The sequence below is a fragment of the Bathymodiolus platifrons methanotrophic gill symbiont genome (assembly GCF_002189065.1).
Lineage (GTDB): Bacteria > Pseudomonadota > Gammaproteobacteria > Methylococcales > Methylomonadaceae > Methyloprofundus.
Genome location: NZ_BDMN01000176.1, coordinates 1 through 15,770, shown reverse-complemented (window position 1 = coordinate 15,770; position 15,770 = coordinate 1). Strand labels below are relative to the sequence as shown.

Here is a 15,770-nt window from a genome sequence, read left to right as displayed (position 1 = left end):
GGAACCGAGAAAACTTAACCAATAAACAAGAAGTTTCATTAGCTGAAATGATTGACCTATATCCTACGTTAGGGCAGGCATATCGATTGAAAGAGCTTTTTAATGACTTATGGTCAATGCCCGATAAAGTATCGGCTGAAGCCTTTCTAAAGCAGTGGTGTGAAGAAGTAGAAAAATCTAAAATCTCAGCATTTATGAAGTTTGTAAAGACCGTTAGGAGCCATTGGTCTGGCATTATTCATTTCGTTGAAACGAAGATTACAAATGGAATTCTTGAGGGAATTAATAGCAAGGTCCAACTGGCCAAACGACGAGCAAGAGGTTATCGCAATATTAATAATTTTATCAATATGATTTACTTTCTTTGTGGTAAGTTAAAATTCGACTACCCACTGTATTTCACATAGAGCCAAGAATTTACTAGAGGAAACACAGAGCATTTTTCAGCGTTTACATTACTCGATTCATACTGAACGTGCTTATTGTGATTGGATTATACGTTTTCATCACTAGTGTGTTATTGACTGGTTGAGTCATATTGATGAGCAATCTTTATACATCAGTAGCGTAAGTATTTGCGAAATTCAAAAAGGAATCAGTCAACTTAACGCCCTGACTATCAACAAAACTTGACGCGATGACTAAACGATATTCTGTTACCGTGGTTTGAAGTCAAGATCATTCCTGTTGACACCCAATTAGCACGCTAATGGGGAGAATTATTAGGGTTTTTTAGTAAAAAAAGATTAACGCGCCCTATTATGGACACATTAATTGCAGCATCAACAATGCACGGTGGTCTTATATTAATTACTCGTAATACTGATGATTTTAAATTATTTGAAACAAAGTTACATAACCCGTGGAATTGAAATAAAGGGGTCAATGAAACCAAAAGAGTCAGCCTCGATTGACAATTGTTTGTTGCAATGTCTGCAACCAGCTATTCTGAAATTGTACAATTTGATTGTGACTAAATGTGAAACATGTCAGATTAAGTTAATTAGATACTATGAACACGCTTTTTGTTGGCCAGCTCGATTGAGTCATCGAAGCATTTTTTTTATATCTAAAGAACTTTAAGAATTATCCATTGCAATTAGGTGATTTCTGTCAAAGAATATACCAGCTTACTTGTCTTTTTGCCCTTCTTAGGCGTTGTGAACAAAAATCCTGCACAATCTGGTATATTCTTTTCCGGCAATCACCTTAACTTTCAAAGTTCAAGTACTGAAGCGGCTTTATTGCCTGAATCTCCAGTTTTTAATTCAAGTGATCCCTTCTACTGTTATTTTAAAGAATCAATTCCCTGATTGGCTAATTGATCTGCCCTTTCATTCCCAGGATTTCCTGAGTGTCCTTTTACCCAGGTCCAGTCTATTTCGTGTTTTTGCATTGCACTATCTAAACGACGCCACAAATCCTCATTTTTTACCGGCTTTTTTGCTGCAGTTTTCCAGCCTCTTTTTTTCCAGTTAACCATCCATTCTGTGATTCCTTGTAAAACGTATTTGGAATCACTGTATAGTTTAACTGCGCAGGGCTGATTTAATATTTCCAATGCCTGGATAGCTGCCATTAGTTCCATGCGGTTATTAGTCGTTTCCTGCTCTCCACCGAATAATTCTTTTTCGGCATCACCTCTTTTTAACCATACGCCCCAGCCGCCAGGCCCAGGATTTCCTCGACAAGCACCATCGGTATATATTTCAACTATCTTTATCATATTGTCTTTGTTCTAATGGAATATTTATTAACTTTGCCATCGCAAATTTTTGTTGATATTCTCTTATTGGTGTCAAAGGGATAAGATGATAACATCTTTTAATCGCTTTAATTCCATAGGCAGCAACTCTTAATTCTTGCCCTCTTCCTTCAGCATGTCCAGAGTTAATGCGCGTCGCATCAAAATTAAATCCTGCAGCTAACTCTACTTCAAAGTTTAATAAACGTAACCAGTCTTCGAGCCGGGTACGACTAACTAAGCCAGGAATCCAGGGGGTGTGTTTTTCTCTACGCTTCATATATTGCAGGTTGATGTAAATATTCCAGGGATTAAAACTAAGGATAGTCAATTTTCCCTCTGGTTTTAATATGCGCTCTACTTCACGTAATACCTGGTGTTTATGGCGGTCAAATTCAAGTGAGTGTGGCAATATAACCATATCCACTGATTCAGACTTAAACGGTAGAGCTACCGTTGTTCCTCTGAGTACTTTACTTTTATACCAGGGATCCTGCTCGTCATCCATAACATAGAATTGTTGATATAAACTACAGTCAATAAAATCATTTTCCCAACCTAGAGCACCTATTTGCACAACAATCTGTTTGCAGCTAACAGTGATAGATCGCTGCAAGAAAGCAGCCTCTTGCTGTTGTAAAATCTGACCTTTAGAAGTGGCAAACCACTCAAGCAATACCTTGCGATGCATTATCTTTACTCATATAAACACAAGTCATTAAAGATACCAGATTGTTATAGCAAATAAAGTAATAATTAATTTTATTACCAAATAATTCCAACCGCGACAATTGAAACGACAAAGCATAAGGTCGCCAAATCTTCTACGGCATGTATCAACCAATGTTGCTGGTCTTGCATAATCATATCAATACGGTTGGTAACTTGATCTTGCATATGAATTTTTTGTTGCATTTTCGTTCTCCTAATGATTTATATAACTACGCATCTGACCGACTAATACACCCTGTATTTCCACTTGCTCAGGTTTGTATTTCATGGCAGACATGTTGGAATTTGCTGGAATTAATAATGTTTCATGCGGATACTGCTCTATAAACTTTAAAGTTGCCTCAGATTTATCTATCAGAGCAACAACTATCTCACCATTACGTGCGCTACTTCTTTGCTCAATAATGACCCAGTCACCATCAAAAATACCCTCCTCTATCATTGACTCTCCTTTAATTTGCAGGATATAACATGATTTTTCGGTTTTAATCTGGTCTGGAATATTGATATAACTGACTTGCTCTATTGCTTCTATCGGTTTCCCGGCAGCAATAAACCCAACAAAAGGAGTCCCCATAGATTCATCATCTGATTGCATATATTGTTTTGCTTTTTCAGTTAACCTGATTCCTGTTTGTTTACGATCTAAAGCTTCAATCAGGCCCGCTTCTATTAATGCTTTGATATGCTTATGCAATGAACCCCGTGAATTTAATCCTAGCTCAACACATACTTCATCTAAAGTAGGCGGATAAGAAAAATTCGCATAATTATTAATTAGATACTCAAAAATATCCTGCTGTTTCCGGGTTAGCTCTTTCAATTCGCTCTCCATTTGTTTCGTAAAAACAATAGCAGGAGAACAAATAAAGAACAAGTTTTATTTTTGTTTTTTCTCCTGCCTTTTTTTCTTATTTCAGCGATACAATAGTTTGTAGCCCTGCTATAAAAAAGACATGTTAGAATTATTTGCTAAATTCTATAACCCCTATTTTTGTTTCTTATACGGATAACTTTGTTTTGATCCCATTAGACCTTTTTGCTGTGGCAATTATTTTGCCCTGCTCCGTATTACTACTTGCCAGCAACCGTTTTTCTCCCGATACTATATTATTAGGGGCTTTAGGCTTATTACTTATTTCTGGCATATTGACACCTACCCAAGCTCTAGGTGGATTTGCAAGCCCGGGAATGGCAACTATTGCTGTACTTTATGTCACTGTTGCTGGCTTACGTGAAACTGGTGCTATCGCATGGCTTGGTCGCTTTCTTTTGGGACGACCGACCACACACTATGAGCCTTGCTCTTATACGTCTGTTATTGCCAGCAGCGACTATCAGTATCTTCATTAATAACAGCCCTGTTGTTGCTATGTTTACTAGCGCAGTACAAGACTGGTGTAAACGTAGCGGATTTAATGCATCAAAATTTCTATTACCCTTAAGTTATGCATCCATTATGGGGGGAACCTGCTCTCTTATTGGTACTAGTACTAACCTGATTGTTGATGGTCTAATCCGTCAATCTGGCTTCCCTGGATTTGATCTATTTGAAATTGCAGCCGTAGGTTTGCCAATTACTTTCGTTGGCTGTGTGTATCTTATTTTATAGGCCCCCACCTGCTCTCAAATAGAACAGGCGCAATCGAAAAATTTAGTGATGTACGCGAGCACTTAGTTGAAATGTTAGTACAAGCTAACTGTGAATTATCTGGCCAGACTATACAGGATGCGGGATTACGTCACTTACCTGGGCTATTTTTAATAGAAACTGTACGTAATGGAGATATTATTCCTGTGGTTTCTCCACAGACGGTTATTCAATCAGGTGATCGACTGGTATTTGCTGGTGCTGTAGATTCTGTTGTTGAATTACGGCGTATCCGTGGGCTTGCTGTTGCATCAGACCAGGTATTTAAACTTGAGGGGCGTACCCACGAGCGCCGTTTATTTGAAGCGGTCATTTCTGCTGAAAGCCCAGTTACCGGACTTAATATACGGGAATCACGTTTTAGGCATCGCTATAGTGCCGTTATTTTATCTATTGCCCGCAATGGGCAGCGCTTAACAGGAAAAATTGGAGATATTATGCTTCAGGCAGGGGATACTTTACTATTGGAAGCACAAAAAGGCTTTCTATTTAAATTCCGTAATAGTCGTGATTTCTTACTGATCAGCCGTCTAGAAAACTCTAGCAATGTACGCCATAATCGAGCCCCACGGGCGATAGCTATTATGGTATTGATGGTTATGCTTAGGAATAAGCACGAAACAACTTCCCGATATTAATTATTCTTGAGGAATTGCACGGTAATTCCATTTTGGTAAATGTGTATCAAATACAATCGGCATTATTTCTTTGAAGTCAGCGGCTTGATCAGCCGTCTAGAAAACTCTAGCAATGTACGCCATAATCGAGCCCCACGGGCGATAGCTATTATGGTATTGATGGTTATGCTTATTATTACCGGCACGATGAATATTTTATCAGCCGCTGTCCTCGCTGCTGGTGCCATGCTACTAAGTGGCTGTTTAAATATGGAAGATGCACGCGCTAGTATTGACGATAAGGTCTTACTGGTTATTGCCTGTGCTTATGGTCTAGGAACAGCAGTACAAAAAGTCGGTCTTGCCGATATGATTGCTGGTCAAGCCCTATTAATTGCGAATGGTAACCCTTTAGTGATGTTGGCCCTGGTTTATATTGCTACAGCACTATTAACAGAAACCATTACTAATAATGCAGCGGCCATCGTCATGTTTCCCATCGCCATGAGTGGAGCACAAAGCCTGGATGTAAGTATTGCTCCATTTGCGGTTGCTGTCATGATTTCTGCCTCAGCTAGCTTTGTGACACCGATTGGTTATCAAACAAACTTGATGGTATTTGGTCCTGGTGGTTATCGATTTACTGATTACATAAAATTAGGTCTACCACTCAGCCTGATAGTTGCCTGTATTACGCTATGGCTCATTCCTCAGATATGGGCTTTTTAATCTACGGCCTTTCCTGAATATTAAAGAGAAAAAGCTGATATAAGTATCTCGGCAAAATTGATTTAACCTTTTTAGAAAATGTCTTGGTAATGTTGATAGGCACGTAGAGTGGACTTTAGTCCGCTCTACCGAATATTATTAAATTCGCATCCTATAAACAGCAGGCAAAAAAAAGCCCCGGATAAACCGAGGCTTTTTTCAAACTTGTTTTAATCGTTAAGATTAAACTTTGTTTGCAGCAAATGGATGCTCAGAAGTTGCTTTTTGAGCAACAACTTCAGCTGCAGTAGGTGTACCAGCTACAGCATGTTTGATAGATGCTTTAACAGCATCGTAGTTATTTTTCTCAATAGCTGTATCATCTTCTGCTAACCAGTGAATGAATACACCAACAGAGATAAATAAATCATCAGCTTCATCAGCTGGGATAGTTCCATCTTCAACACAATCAGCAACAGCCATTGCAACACCACGTTGTGCTGGGCCAAACATTTGAACTGCTTGCTTAGAACCTTTGATTGTTACTTTGTTGAACATAACAGTTGCAGGCTTAACCATAAGGTTAGGAGCAACAACAGCTAATAAGCTTGAGAAACCGTCTTTGTTGTTTGTTAAGCAGTTTGCGAAAGCAGACTCTGCAGCTGAACCACGAGGTCCAATCATTAAGTCAATGTGAGCAACTTCGTTTCCGTCACCGTTTAAAGATTCACCAACGCGTAAGTTGTTAATTTTAGCCATGCTACAAATACCTTTAGAAAAAAAAGAAAAAACTATATCTGGATTTGACTTGAGCCAATATCCTCGAATACTACAATTGTTTATGGAAAACAATAATTCATTATCTCAACAAATCTATTTATTCGATAATAACTGTTCTAACTGTACCGCTAAAATAGTGACTACCGTAAAATCGGCCGTTGTTCCTGGATTAATTCCAGCAGACTTGAATTCGTTATCTATTTTATGTAGATAGCCCATTAACTGCTCAGGTCTATCAGACTCAGATAACTTATCGTCAACCAAAGACATCTTATCCATCACCATCTTGGTGTGGAGGACGCCGTATTTTCGTTCGATATGACTATCTGGACACTTAGCCAACATCGCCGCATAAACTGCGACAGCCGACCATTCCGCATCACCCCATCGATTGAAGCTCGCATTATACCTTAAAACCAAAAAATCGAAAACATCTTTGTAATTTGTTATGAACTGTAACGCGATTCTGTCTTTCTTACTCGCTATTTCCATCGCTTGAGTTAGCGTCACATCTGGCTTTTCAGACACATCCTGCGCATCTGACTTACCTAGCCCCCCAGGTGCAGCCAATGCAATTGCACGAAAAACCCATTCAGCATCTTCAACACTAGTTGTTGCCAACACCTCTGCTAACAACTCCCTTAGCTGTGTTGTAGATTTTGCTTTTTCAGCAGCCAGCAATAAGGGCGCACATAATAAAATAATGCCTAAATTAGTATTACAGCCTACCGCTTCCCGGGTAGCCTTAACAGCATAATAAATTCGCTCCCCTAAACAAAAATCAACACTCGTTATCGGCTCAGAACTTTTTCTGGCACTAGTGCGAAAATCCTCAACGGTCATATCATGACCATCAGCGTAAACACTAACATTACCAGGTTTAAAAGCGCGTAGTTCTATTTCACAGGCATATTCATAGGCTTGAATTAATTGTTGCTGATTTAACATACGACGCTAACCTTCTCGGGCTGAGCACAATAATTTAACAAATCATCCACCAATAATTCAGCTACCCGTATATTACAGACACTTTCCAGACCCTTCCATGCGGGAATACTATTTACCTCTATCACTTTATAATCACCTTCTTGAGTGCAAATAATATCTACACCTGCATAATTCATACTTAACGCCTTAACTGCTTGAATCGCTATTTCAGCCATCTCTTGATTAACTTGCATCGCTTCACATTTCGCGCCTCTGGCAACATTATTTAACCAATGTATGCCACGCCGGCGCATAGTCGCTATGACTTTACCCTGTACAACAAACACACGCCAATCAGAAAAGCCTTCACCGGCACACTGAACAAACCGCTGTAAATAATACACACCGTGACTATGGCTCAGCCAAAATAAATCGCTCATCTTTTCTATACGACGTATTCCCTCACCTTGCGAACCAAAGATCGGCTTACTAATTAATTGATGCCCTGCCCTCAATTGCTCTTCAGCAATTGCTAAAGCCTGATGCCGGTCCCTAAGTACCCAGGTTTGTGGTGTCGGCACAGAGTGTTGCTGCAATAAAAAGCTAGTCATGCCCTTGTCGACACTACGCTCTATTGCATGCCCATTATTATAGACAGGTATACCCATTATCTTCAGCGCATGCAATATATCCAGGTACAACACGACTTCTTCTAAAGACCCCCCCGGCACACCACGCACAAAGACCGCATCAGGCAATGTTCCTGTGAAACCTGGAATATAAAGTGGCAAAAGTCCATCTTCTAGCTGTATACGGCACTCCGTCAAAGAAACATATTCCGCACTATAGCCACGCGCTGCAAAAGCCTGGCGTAGTTGCTTACCATGCCAACCAGGATCATCTGTAAATATTGCTATTCGTCCCACAATTAAAGTTAAAACCTGTAAAATAAGAAACCAAACATTATACCGTTAATAAAATATCACCTAAGCTTTACCAAGGAATTCATATAGGAATAATATTCTGAGCCCCATAACACTGACACAAGAACGGGGTATTTTGTTAAATACAAACACCTTAAATAACTGATTTAACAATTTTTATTAATAGCATATCCTAATAACCTAGTATTATAGTATACTATAGCCAAAATCAATACGGTCCCTCAATCATGACAGCAACAGAAAACGTACACGCACACGAAATTCATAAATTTGGTTCCCAGGCAGAACGCTGGTGGGACAGAAATGGTGAGTTTAAAACCCTACATGATGTTAACCCGTTACGCATAAACTTTATCCAGAAATTTATTAGCCTTCAAGATAAGAGAATTGTCGATGTTGGCTGTGGAGGCGGTATTCTAACTGAAGGTTTAGCCAAAAAAGGTGCCAATATGCTGGGCATTGATTTAAGCGAAGACTTAATTGATATTGCTGATTTACATGGCCTGGAATCTGGTGTCACAGCAAACTACAAGAAAATCAGTGCTGAATCACTAGCTGAGGCTGAACCAGAAAGCTTTGACCATATTGTGTGTATGGAAATGCTAGAACATGTCCCAGAACCAGGTTCAGTTATCGCTGCCTGTGCCAAAATGGTTAAACCCGGTGGTTATGTATTCTTTTCTACATTAAACCGCAAACCTAAAGCCTATTTATTAGCTATTGTTGCTGCCGAGCATATTTTAAAAATGCTGCCTGCTGGCACACATGATTACAAAACCTTTATCAAACCTTCTGAGCTTAGCCAGTCGGCACGTAATGCAGGGCTTGAATTACAGGGTATGATTGGCATTCAATATAATCCCCTGACTAAAAATTTCAGTTTAAATGATGATATAGACATCAATTACATAGCAGCATTTAAGCGCCCTGAATAAAAACCATGAATAATGAGTTTGGCTTATCCTGTGTACTGTTTGATTTAGACGGTACACTGCTGAATACAGCCCCTGATTTAACCACTGCACTGAATAAAGCACTGGTACATTTTCACTACCCGGAAGTAGCGGTCGACTTTATCACACCTTATATTTCTTATGGTGCGGCAGTTATGATCGAGACAGCACTAGAACAAGATGTTAGCGATGCTTTAAAAGCAGAAATTCTAGAGTGGTTACTTAATTATTATGAGAACCATATTGCTGACTTCACTCAGCTTTATGCAGGAATGTCCGAACTCCTTATTATTCTTGAGGCCAAAGGTATTCCCTGGGGTGTCATTACCAACAAACGCGAACGTATGACCCACCCTTTAATGCATGCACTGGATCTAACCAGACGTTCCGCCTGCATTATCTGTGGAGATACGACTGCATATAGCAAACCTCACCCGGAGCCTATGCTTACTGCATGTCGCCAGATAGACGTCAGCCCTGAAGAATGTTTATATATTGGCGATGCCAGACATGACATAACAGCGGGAAAGGCAGCTAATATGAAAACTCTTGCAGCGACCTGGGGTTATTTAAAACCCGATGATAACCCGCAAGACTGGGGGGCTGATGCATTAATAAACCACCCAAATGAAATTATAGACTGGATAACAAATCAAACCCATGCCCTTAACTAATCATTCTATTCTAATCACTGGCGCTGGCGGAGGCTTAGGCAGCACTGCGGCACTAGCACTTGCAAAACAAGGCGCAAGGATTATTTTACTGGATAAAAGCATACCTAAACTGGAAAAAGCTTATGATGCCATTATTGATGCCAATGCTCCCACCCCTGTCATTTATCCCTTTGATTTAGCCGGTGCATCAGAAGTTCAATACCATGAACTTGCTCAGGCTATCGAAGATAAATATGGACACTTAAATGGTCTATTGCATTCAGCTACAGAGTTCGATGCCTTTACGCCTATGTCCATACACAGCACAATGGCATGGGGGCACACACTCAATGTTAACTTAAATGCACCTTTTTTATTAACCCAGGTTTTATTGCCTTTGTTAAAAAAATCCGAACATGCATCGATTGTCTTTACCAGTGATTCTTTTGTTCGTGAACCCCGTGCCTATTCAGGTGCCTACGGCGTGTCTAAAATTGCCTTAGAAAGTTACGCCAAGATTCTTGCTGAAGAACTGAGTGATGCAGGAAAAATACGGGTCAATATTTTAGTCCCTGGCCCGATAAATTCCCCTCTTAGAAAAAAGGCTTTTCCTGCCGAAGATAAAAATAAATTACCGGAAATGCAAGAAATAACCCCGGCTTATCTTTACTTATTTAGCGCTCACAGCATAGGCACGACTGGCCAAACTGTAGATGCACGAACTTTCAAATTATAGTAGATACAATCATGTCTGAACGAGAAACAATTACCCTGACACGTGATGTAAACGTTGTACTTATCCCCGATGGGAATCACGGCACCCTGAGCAAAGGCAAAGAAGTCACTATTCACCAGGATTTGGGTAATAACTACACAGTTATTACTGATCATGGTCATATGGTTCGGATTTCTAGTGCCGATGCTGACGCCTTAGGCAAGGAATCACATGAGTTACATACTTTAGTTTCTGAAACAGATGCTATTGCAGTAGAGAAAAACTGCTGGGAAGTCATGAAGACCGTGTATGACCCTGAAATTCCGGTAAACATTGTTGATCTAGGTTTAGTTTATAACTGCAATGTTGAAAGCGTAGGTAAAGCACTCAATAGTGTACGCATAATGATGACACTGACCGCGCCAGGATGCGGTATGGGGCCAGTGATTCAAGGTGACGTTGAAAAAGCTGTCCGTGCCTTACCTGGCGTAGAGTCAGTACAAGTTGAAATTGTATTAGATCCGCCCTGGTCCCGCGATATGATGTCTGAAGTTGCACAGGTACAATTAGGGCTTTTTTAAACCAAACAACTAATACTCAACGTAGGCCGTGGCTATAGCCCGCCAATAACGCTGCATAAATATTGCGGGCTTTAGAGGCTGTGAAAGTATCTGTTTTTAGCCTCCCCCCCTTGAGAAGGGGAGATTGACGGGGGATCATATAAAAACATACCTGATTACCCATGACTCTCAGCCATAGCTCGTCATTCCTGTATGCTTTTAGCAGGAATCTCGTTAGTTAAGCATAGATTCCCGATAAAGCTTGTGCCCACGCTTGACTGGGTAGACTTCGGGAATGACGTGTTTTTTAACATACTGATGTTTAAAGCTTAATTTTACTTTGGCTGAGAGTTGTACGTAACCAGGAAAACATATATCATTGATATAGCGTGATTAGTTTTAATATATCAAACCTCCCCTAACCCCTCCTAACTAAGGAGGGGGATTTTATTGGGTACTTTCACAGTATCTAAAGCCACGCCGTACTCAAAACGGGTACCGTACATGCTATCTAATAATCAGGAGTCTACCTATGATTCACCAAAAACACATAATACTTGCACTATCACTGATTTTATCCAGCATGACTGTCAATGCTGCCGATTTAAACCGTAGTGAAGTTCAACAACTGTTAAAAAAAGCGACTAAAACCAAGCCAGCGGATCTTAGACGTAAAGACTTAAAAGGTGTGAATTTATCTAAACTAGACTTCCGCAACGCCGATTTGTGGGGTGCCGATCTGCGCGGTGCAAATTTAAGTCAGAGCAATCTTTCTGGCCTGGTTTTGGATTTGACCGTGATGACAGGTATCAATTTATCTGGTGCAAACCTATCCAGAGTCAGTATCTTTGGTGTCAGCATGATGCGTTCTGACCTAAGTAATGTTAACTTTAGCGATAGCCGCGTGATTGCCAATCTGGATAATTCCAATATGAGTAACGCGAACCTATCCAATGTACGCTGGGGAGCTGATATGAAAAATCAGCCTATGGGCTTAATGCGCGTTAGCCTGAATAAAGTCAATTTAAGCAATGCCAATATGAAAAATGCAGACTTAGGCCGCACAACCATGCGTTTCGCTAATTTGACTGGTGCTAATTTAGAAAATGCAATCCTGATTTCAGCAGAATTAGGCGCGGCCAATTTCACTGACGCTAATGTTAGCCATGTTGATTTCACCTCTGCCAAGTTAGCCGAATCAAACTTTACCAATGCCACACTCACAGGAGCGAATTTTCATAAAATTCAAGGTCAGGATAGTATACGAGGCCTAAAAAATAATAAGAGCAAAAGCACTGCCCTGTTTGATTAGAAAACTAATTATTCATAATAATGCCAGAGCTATACACATTATTAAATGCATTACCCAAAATTAGTAGTTAAAGCTGAAATCACTTACACTAGAGATAACAGCTATTTCATCTTCCTGATGGCTTAATGCTCTAGTCTATAACCATCCGCCTCATGCGCTAATAGTGCAAACACCATGAGTGAAGGAAATAAAGAAGAATATTCAGGGTATGCTTTGCAGGGTAAGGATTATGTGAAGCATCAATAGATTTACCTTAACATTTGAGAATACTATGCATGTTTCATTTGAACAAGCTCAAAAAATTATCGATGCCGCCCTTAAGAAATCTCAAGAGACTGATACTCAAATGTGTATTGCTGTAGTGGACTCAGGTGCCAGTTTAAAAGCTTTTGCCCGGATGAATAATCCTGGGTAGGAAGTATCGATATTGCCATTAAAAAGGCAAAAACCGCCTGTTTATTTGGCATGCCTACTGGCCAGATTGGTCAACTCTCGCAACCAGAAGGTCCATTATTCGGCATAGAACATTCCAATGATGGCTTAATTACGTTTCCGGGTGGATTGCCCATTGTAGACAGTGATGGAATTCTTATTGGAGCAATTGGTGTAAGTGGTAGTTCAGTAGAGAATGATCATATTGTTGCACTGGCAGGAGCTCAGATTGCCGGGGTATCTGACCTTCCAGAGCATCCTTGGAGAACCTGAGACAGCCATACATAATAGAGATAATCATGAACTTACAAATTAAAAGATTCCTTATCAGCGCGACACTCTCAACATTTTTGTATCCTGCAATCTCATTAGCTGCTGACGCTAAAACTGTTAAGATGGTTGCTAAGCGCATAATTATTGATAACGTAGGCTTAATGAACCTGAATCAATTGAATATTATGCAGCAGAAGATGTTTATCTGGTCAGTAATATCAATGGCAATGCTTTAGCCGCGGAAGGAAATGGATTTATCTCAAAAATCAGACCTGATGGCAGCGTCGTCAAACTCAAGTGGATTGACGGCACGCAAAATAATGTGCATTTGAACGCCCCAAAGGGTATAGAAATTCATCATGGAAACCTATATGTCACTGATATTAACCAGATACAAATCTTTGCACTCCCCAGTGGCAAACAAAAGGCCTCTATCAATATCAAGGGCATCACTTCCGGGAATGGTAATTTTGTCTACGTAACAGATAGTGGCTTAACTGCCGGGAAAGGATCTTATGCTTCCTCGGGCTCTGATGCCATATATAAGGTCTGGCCAAATGGTAAATATGAATTAATTATCCAGGACAAAAATATGGGCCGACCTAATGGCATAATTGCCTCAGGAAAGGAGCTTACCGTTGTTAGCTTTGGTTCTGGAGAAGTCTACCGCATCGACGCCAACAACAAGAGGCACGCAATGCCTACACCACCAAAAGGCGGGCTGGACGGACTACTTAAGTTAGATGATGGTCGGCTGTTGATTTCCAGCTGGGGTGCATCAGCCCTTTACGTTTTGAATAATGATAATACTTACAGTATTTTGGCGGATTCGCTTGATGCTCCTGCAGACCTGGGCTTTGATACAAAACGACAACGTGTACTTATTCCTTTGTTTAAACTCAACAAGCTTGTTTTTCTACCACTGTAAACACCCATATTTCTGCAACCCACTTAACCTATGGGACAAATCTTGCCAAATGTAGCAGTATTACTTGCCGCCTATAACGGCTCAGCATTTATTGAAGAACAATTACAAAGTATTTTGCGCCAACAGAGTGTTAGGCTAACAATTTATATCAGCGTTGACCTATCTTCTGACGATTGCTATCAACGCTGTTGTGATTTTGCTAAAAAACATCCTCAGATAATCATGTTAGCTTATGGGCAAAAGTTTGGCGGTGCTGCAGCTAATTTTTATCGCTTAATCAAAGATGTTGATTTTTCTGATTTTGACTATGTTGCCCTGGCTGATCAGGATGATATCTGGCTGGATGACAAACTATTGACTGCCTGTACAAAGCTAGAACAAGGTAATTATCATGCCTATTCAGGGAATGTTCTGGCATTCTGGCCTGATGGACGTGAATTGTTAATTAACAAGGCCTTACCACAACGAAAATACGACTATTTATTTGAGGCTGCCGGACCAGGCTGCACCTATGTACTGCGCACTGAGCCCATGATGTTATTTAAGGACTTATTACAGGAAAAATGGCCACAGGCCCAGCAAGTCATCCTGCATGACTGGTTTATTTATGCCTTTTTTAGGGCTAGCGACTTATCCTGGTTTATCGACCCAGACTATAAATTACTTTATCGTCAACACCCTGATAACCAGGTGGGTATCCATAAAGGCTGGCAAGCAAGTATAAAAAGACTTGGCCTATTACACAATGGCTGGTGTAAACAACAAGTTGTCAGGGTTTCAAGCTTAATAAATGAACATCATATGGATGTGCATTCTAGATGGTCTATTCTAAAAAATATCAGTCAGCTCAGGCGACGTTTTCGGGATAGATGCATACTGTTTTTTATTGCTTTTTGTGGCTTATATTAACAATGAAAAGAATTTTAGTGACCGGCGCAACTGGCTTTGTAGGCAGAGCACTCGTGCAAGAATTACTAACACAGAAATTCAGTGTTATTGCCGGGGTACGCCATCTAAGTCCGACATTATCAGCCCCACAAATAGAACTCGGTGACTTATCGTCTGCCACAGACCATAGCGCAACATTACAAAATATTGATGTCGTTATTCACCTGGCTGCTCGTGCACATATTATGCAGGACACGGCATCTGATCCACTTGCAGAGTTTCGCAAAACAAATACTGTAGGCACATTAAATCTTGCGATACAAGCAGCAGAAGCAGGTGTCAAAAGGTTTATCTTTATCAGCTCCATTAAAGTCAATGGCGAGATGACCACAAAAGAAACTCCCTTTCAAACTGAAATCACTGGAGCGCCTACTGATCCCTATGCACTTTCTAAATACGAAGCAGAACACGGTTTAATGTCCTTGGCAAAAAGCTCAGGACTTGAAGTGGTCATTATTCGCCCTCCTCTCGTCTACGGACCTGGAGTTAAAGCAAACTTTGCAATCATGATCCAATGGCTACTTAAAGGCATTCCACTGCCTTTAGGCAGTATCCACAACAAGCGTTCCCTAGTAGCTTTAGATAATTTGGTCAATTTTATTATTCTCTGTGTCAATCATCCTAAAGCAGCAAATGAGGTATTCCTGATTTCTGATGGGGAAGATGTTTCCACAACACAGTTATTACAAAAGATTGCACGGGCACTACAAAAGAAAGCTCGATTAATACCCGTCCCGATTAGCTGGATGCGGTTTGCCGCTCTGTTAATTGGTAAACAAGATGTGGCTAATCGATTATTTAGTTCACTGCTAGTCGATAGCTTTAAAGCGAGAGATTTACTAGGATGGCAGCCCGTTATTAGCATGGATCAGCAATTACAGAAAATCGCAGAG

At 40.4% G+C, this 15,770-nt stretch carries 21 protein-coding genes and 1 pseudogene; 15 read left to right on the top strand and 7 right to left on the bottom strand.

The genetic code is table 11. The annotated features are described in order from the left end of the window. Positions 1-407, top strand: a 407-nt coding sequence (locus CDZ78_RS10685) for a transposase (protein ID WP_140414001.1), incomplete at its 5' end; no start/stop codon positions are given. A gap of 881 nt (positions 408-1,288) precedes the next feature. Here CDZ78_RS10685 and rnhA read toward each other — a convergent pair. From rnhA to lexA, 4 genes are all read right to left on the bottom strand, one after another. Further along, positions 1,289-1,726, bottom strand: a complete 438-nt coding sequence (gene rnhA / locus CDZ78_RS10680; RefSeq protein WP_087870001.1) for a ribonuclease HI — start codon at positions 1,724-1,726, stop codon at positions 1,289-1,291. Then, entirely contained in the window at positions 1,710-2,435 is a 726-nt protein-coding gene (locus tag CDZ78_RS10675; RefSeq protein WP_087870000.1) for a class I SAM-dependent methyltransferase, read from the bottom strand. Before CDZ78_RS10675 ends, rnhA begins: the two co-directional genes overlap by 17 nt. Before the next feature lie 74 nt (positions 2,436-2,509). Beyond that, positions 2,510-2,659 (bottom strand): hypothetical protein, encoded by a 150-nt coding sequence (locus CDZ78_RS21935; RefSeq protein WP_167374256.1) that lies wholly within the window; start codon positions 2,657-2,659, stop codon positions 2,510-2,512. A gap of 10 nt (positions 2,660-2,669) precedes the next feature. Beyond that, a complete protein-coding gene (lexA, locus tag CDZ78_RS10670; RefSeq protein WP_087870003.1) occupies positions 2,670-3,299 on the bottom strand; it encodes a transcriptional repressor LexA in 630 nt (209 codons plus the stop codon). A gap of 197 nt (positions 3,300-3,496) precedes the next feature. Between lexA and CDZ78_RS21930 the strand changes: the two genes are divergently transcribed. The 4 genes from CDZ78_RS21930 (at position 3,497) to CDZ78_RS10655 (ending at position 5,473) form a co-directional block, all read left to right on the top strand. Further along, on the top strand, positions 3,497-3,829 hold the full coding sequence (locus CDZ78_RS21930; protein ID WP_167374255.1) for an SLC13 family permease: 333 nt from the start codon (positions 3,497-3,499) through the stop codon (positions 3,827-3,829). Beyond that, positions 3,771-4,088: an SLC13 family permease gene (locus CDZ78_RS10665; protein WP_244559221.1), complete on the top strand. Its 318-nt coding sequence runs from the start codon at positions 3,771-3,773 to the stop codon at positions 4,086-4,088. Before CDZ78_RS21930 ends, CDZ78_RS10665 begins: the two co-directional genes overlap by 59 nt. Positions 4,089-4,159: 71 nt before the next feature. Continuing rightward, positions 4,160-4,765 (top strand): TrkA C-terminal domain-containing protein, encoded by a 606-nt coding sequence (locus CDZ78_RS10660; RefSeq protein ID WP_087869998.1) that lies wholly within the window; start codon positions 4,160-4,162, stop codon positions 4,763-4,765. Positions 4,766-4,804: 39 nt separating this feature from the next. Beyond that, positions 4,805-5,473: an SLC13 family permease gene (locus CDZ78_RS10655; protein WP_087869997.1), complete on the top strand. Its 669-nt coding sequence runs from the start codon at positions 4,805-4,807 to the stop codon at positions 5,471-5,473. 222 nt (positions 5,474-5,695) lie between these two features. On the opposite strand, the gene fae is transcribed toward CDZ78_RS10655, so the two are convergent. The 3 genes from fae to CDZ78_RS10640 form a co-directional block, all read right to left on the bottom strand. Continuing rightward, complete coding sequence (gene fae, locus CDZ78_RS10650) at positions 5,696-6,211, bottom strand: formaldehyde-activating enzyme (protein WP_087869996.1); 516 nt, start codon at positions 6,209-6,211, stop codon at positions 5,696-5,698. A 114-nt stretch (positions 6,212-6,325) separates the two neighbouring features. Beyond that, positions 6,326-7,180, bottom strand: coding sequence for a triphosphoribosyl-dephospho-CoA synthase (locus CDZ78_RS10645; RefSeq protein WP_087869995.1), 855 nt, complete (start codon positions 7,178-7,180; stop codon positions 6,326-6,328). Then, on the bottom strand, positions 7,174-8,085 hold the full coding sequence (locus CDZ78_RS10640) for an ATP-grasp domain-containing protein (protein WP_174664574.1): 912 nt from the start codon (positions 8,083-8,085) through the stop codon (positions 7,174-7,176). Before CDZ78_RS10640 ends, CDZ78_RS10645 begins: the two co-directional genes overlap by 7 nt. Before the next feature lie 245 nt (positions 8,086-8,330). Here CDZ78_RS10640 and ubiG point away from each other — a divergent pair, with 245 nt between their 5' ends. From ubiG to CDZ78_RS10590, 10 genes and pseudogenes are all read left to right on the top strand, one after another. Continuing rightward, a complete protein-coding gene (ubiG, locus tag CDZ78_RS10635) occupies positions 8,331-9,038 on the top strand; it encodes a bifunctional 2-polyprenyl-6-hydroxyphenol methylase/3-demethylubiquinol 3-O-methyltransferase UbiG (protein ID WP_087869993.1) in 708 nt (235 codons plus the stop codon). A 5-nt stretch (positions 9,039-9,043) separates the two neighbouring features. After that, the gene (gene gph / locus CDZ78_RS10630; protein ID WP_087869992.1) at positions 9,044-9,730 is read left to right on the top strand and encodes a phosphoglycolate phosphatase; all 687 of its coding nucleotides are present in this window, start codon (positions 9,044-9,046) and stop codon (positions 9,728-9,730) included. Then, the gene (locus CDZ78_RS10625; RefSeq protein WP_087869991.1) at positions 9,717-10,445 is read left to right on the top strand and encodes an SDR family NAD(P)-dependent oxidoreductase; all 729 of its coding nucleotides are present in this window, start codon (positions 9,717-9,719) and stop codon (positions 10,443-10,445) included. Before gph ends, CDZ78_RS10625 begins: the two co-directional genes overlap by 14 nt. 11 nt (positions 10,446-10,456) lie before the next feature. Further along, a complete protein-coding gene (sufT, locus tag CDZ78_RS10620) occupies positions 10,457-11,005 on the top strand; it encodes a putative Fe-S cluster assembly protein SufT (RefSeq protein WP_087869990.1) in 549 nt (182 codons plus the stop codon). A 511-nt stretch (positions 11,006-11,516) separates the two neighbouring features. Continuing rightward, a complete protein-coding gene (locus CDZ78_RS10615) occupies positions 11,517-12,296 on the top strand; it encodes a pentapeptide repeat-containing protein (protein ID WP_087869989.1) in 780 nt (259 codons plus the stop codon). A 271-nt stretch (positions 12,297-12,567) separates the two neighbouring features. Beyond that, a pseudogene (locus CDZ78_RS10610) lies at positions 12,568-13,001 on the top strand (GlcG/HbpS family heme-binding protein). 26 nt (positions 13,002-13,027) lie between these two features. Further along, complete coding sequence (locus CDZ78_RS10605; protein ID WP_087869988.1) at positions 13,028-13,237, top strand: hypothetical protein; 210 nt, start codon at positions 13,028-13,030, stop codon at positions 13,235-13,237. Positions 13,238-13,323: 86 nt separating this feature from the next. Beyond that, entirely contained in the window at positions 13,324-13,929 is a 606-nt protein-coding gene (locus tag CDZ78_RS10600) for an SMP-30/gluconolactonase/LRE family protein (protein WP_087869987.1), read from the top strand. A 42-nt stretch (positions 13,930-13,971) separates the two neighbouring features. Then, positions 13,972-14,838 carry a glycosyltransferase gene (locus tag CDZ78_RS10595; protein WP_307190488.1) on the top strand — a complete coding sequence of 289 codons (867 nt, stop codon included), beginning with the start codon at positions 13,972-13,974 and terminating at the stop codon, positions 14,836-14,838. 2 nt (positions 14,839-14,840) lie between these two features. Continuing rightward, a partial coding sequence (locus tag CDZ78_RS10590; protein ID WP_087870002.1) for a UDP-glucose 4-epimerase family protein occupies positions 14,841-15,770 on the top strand: 930 nt, incomplete at its 3' end.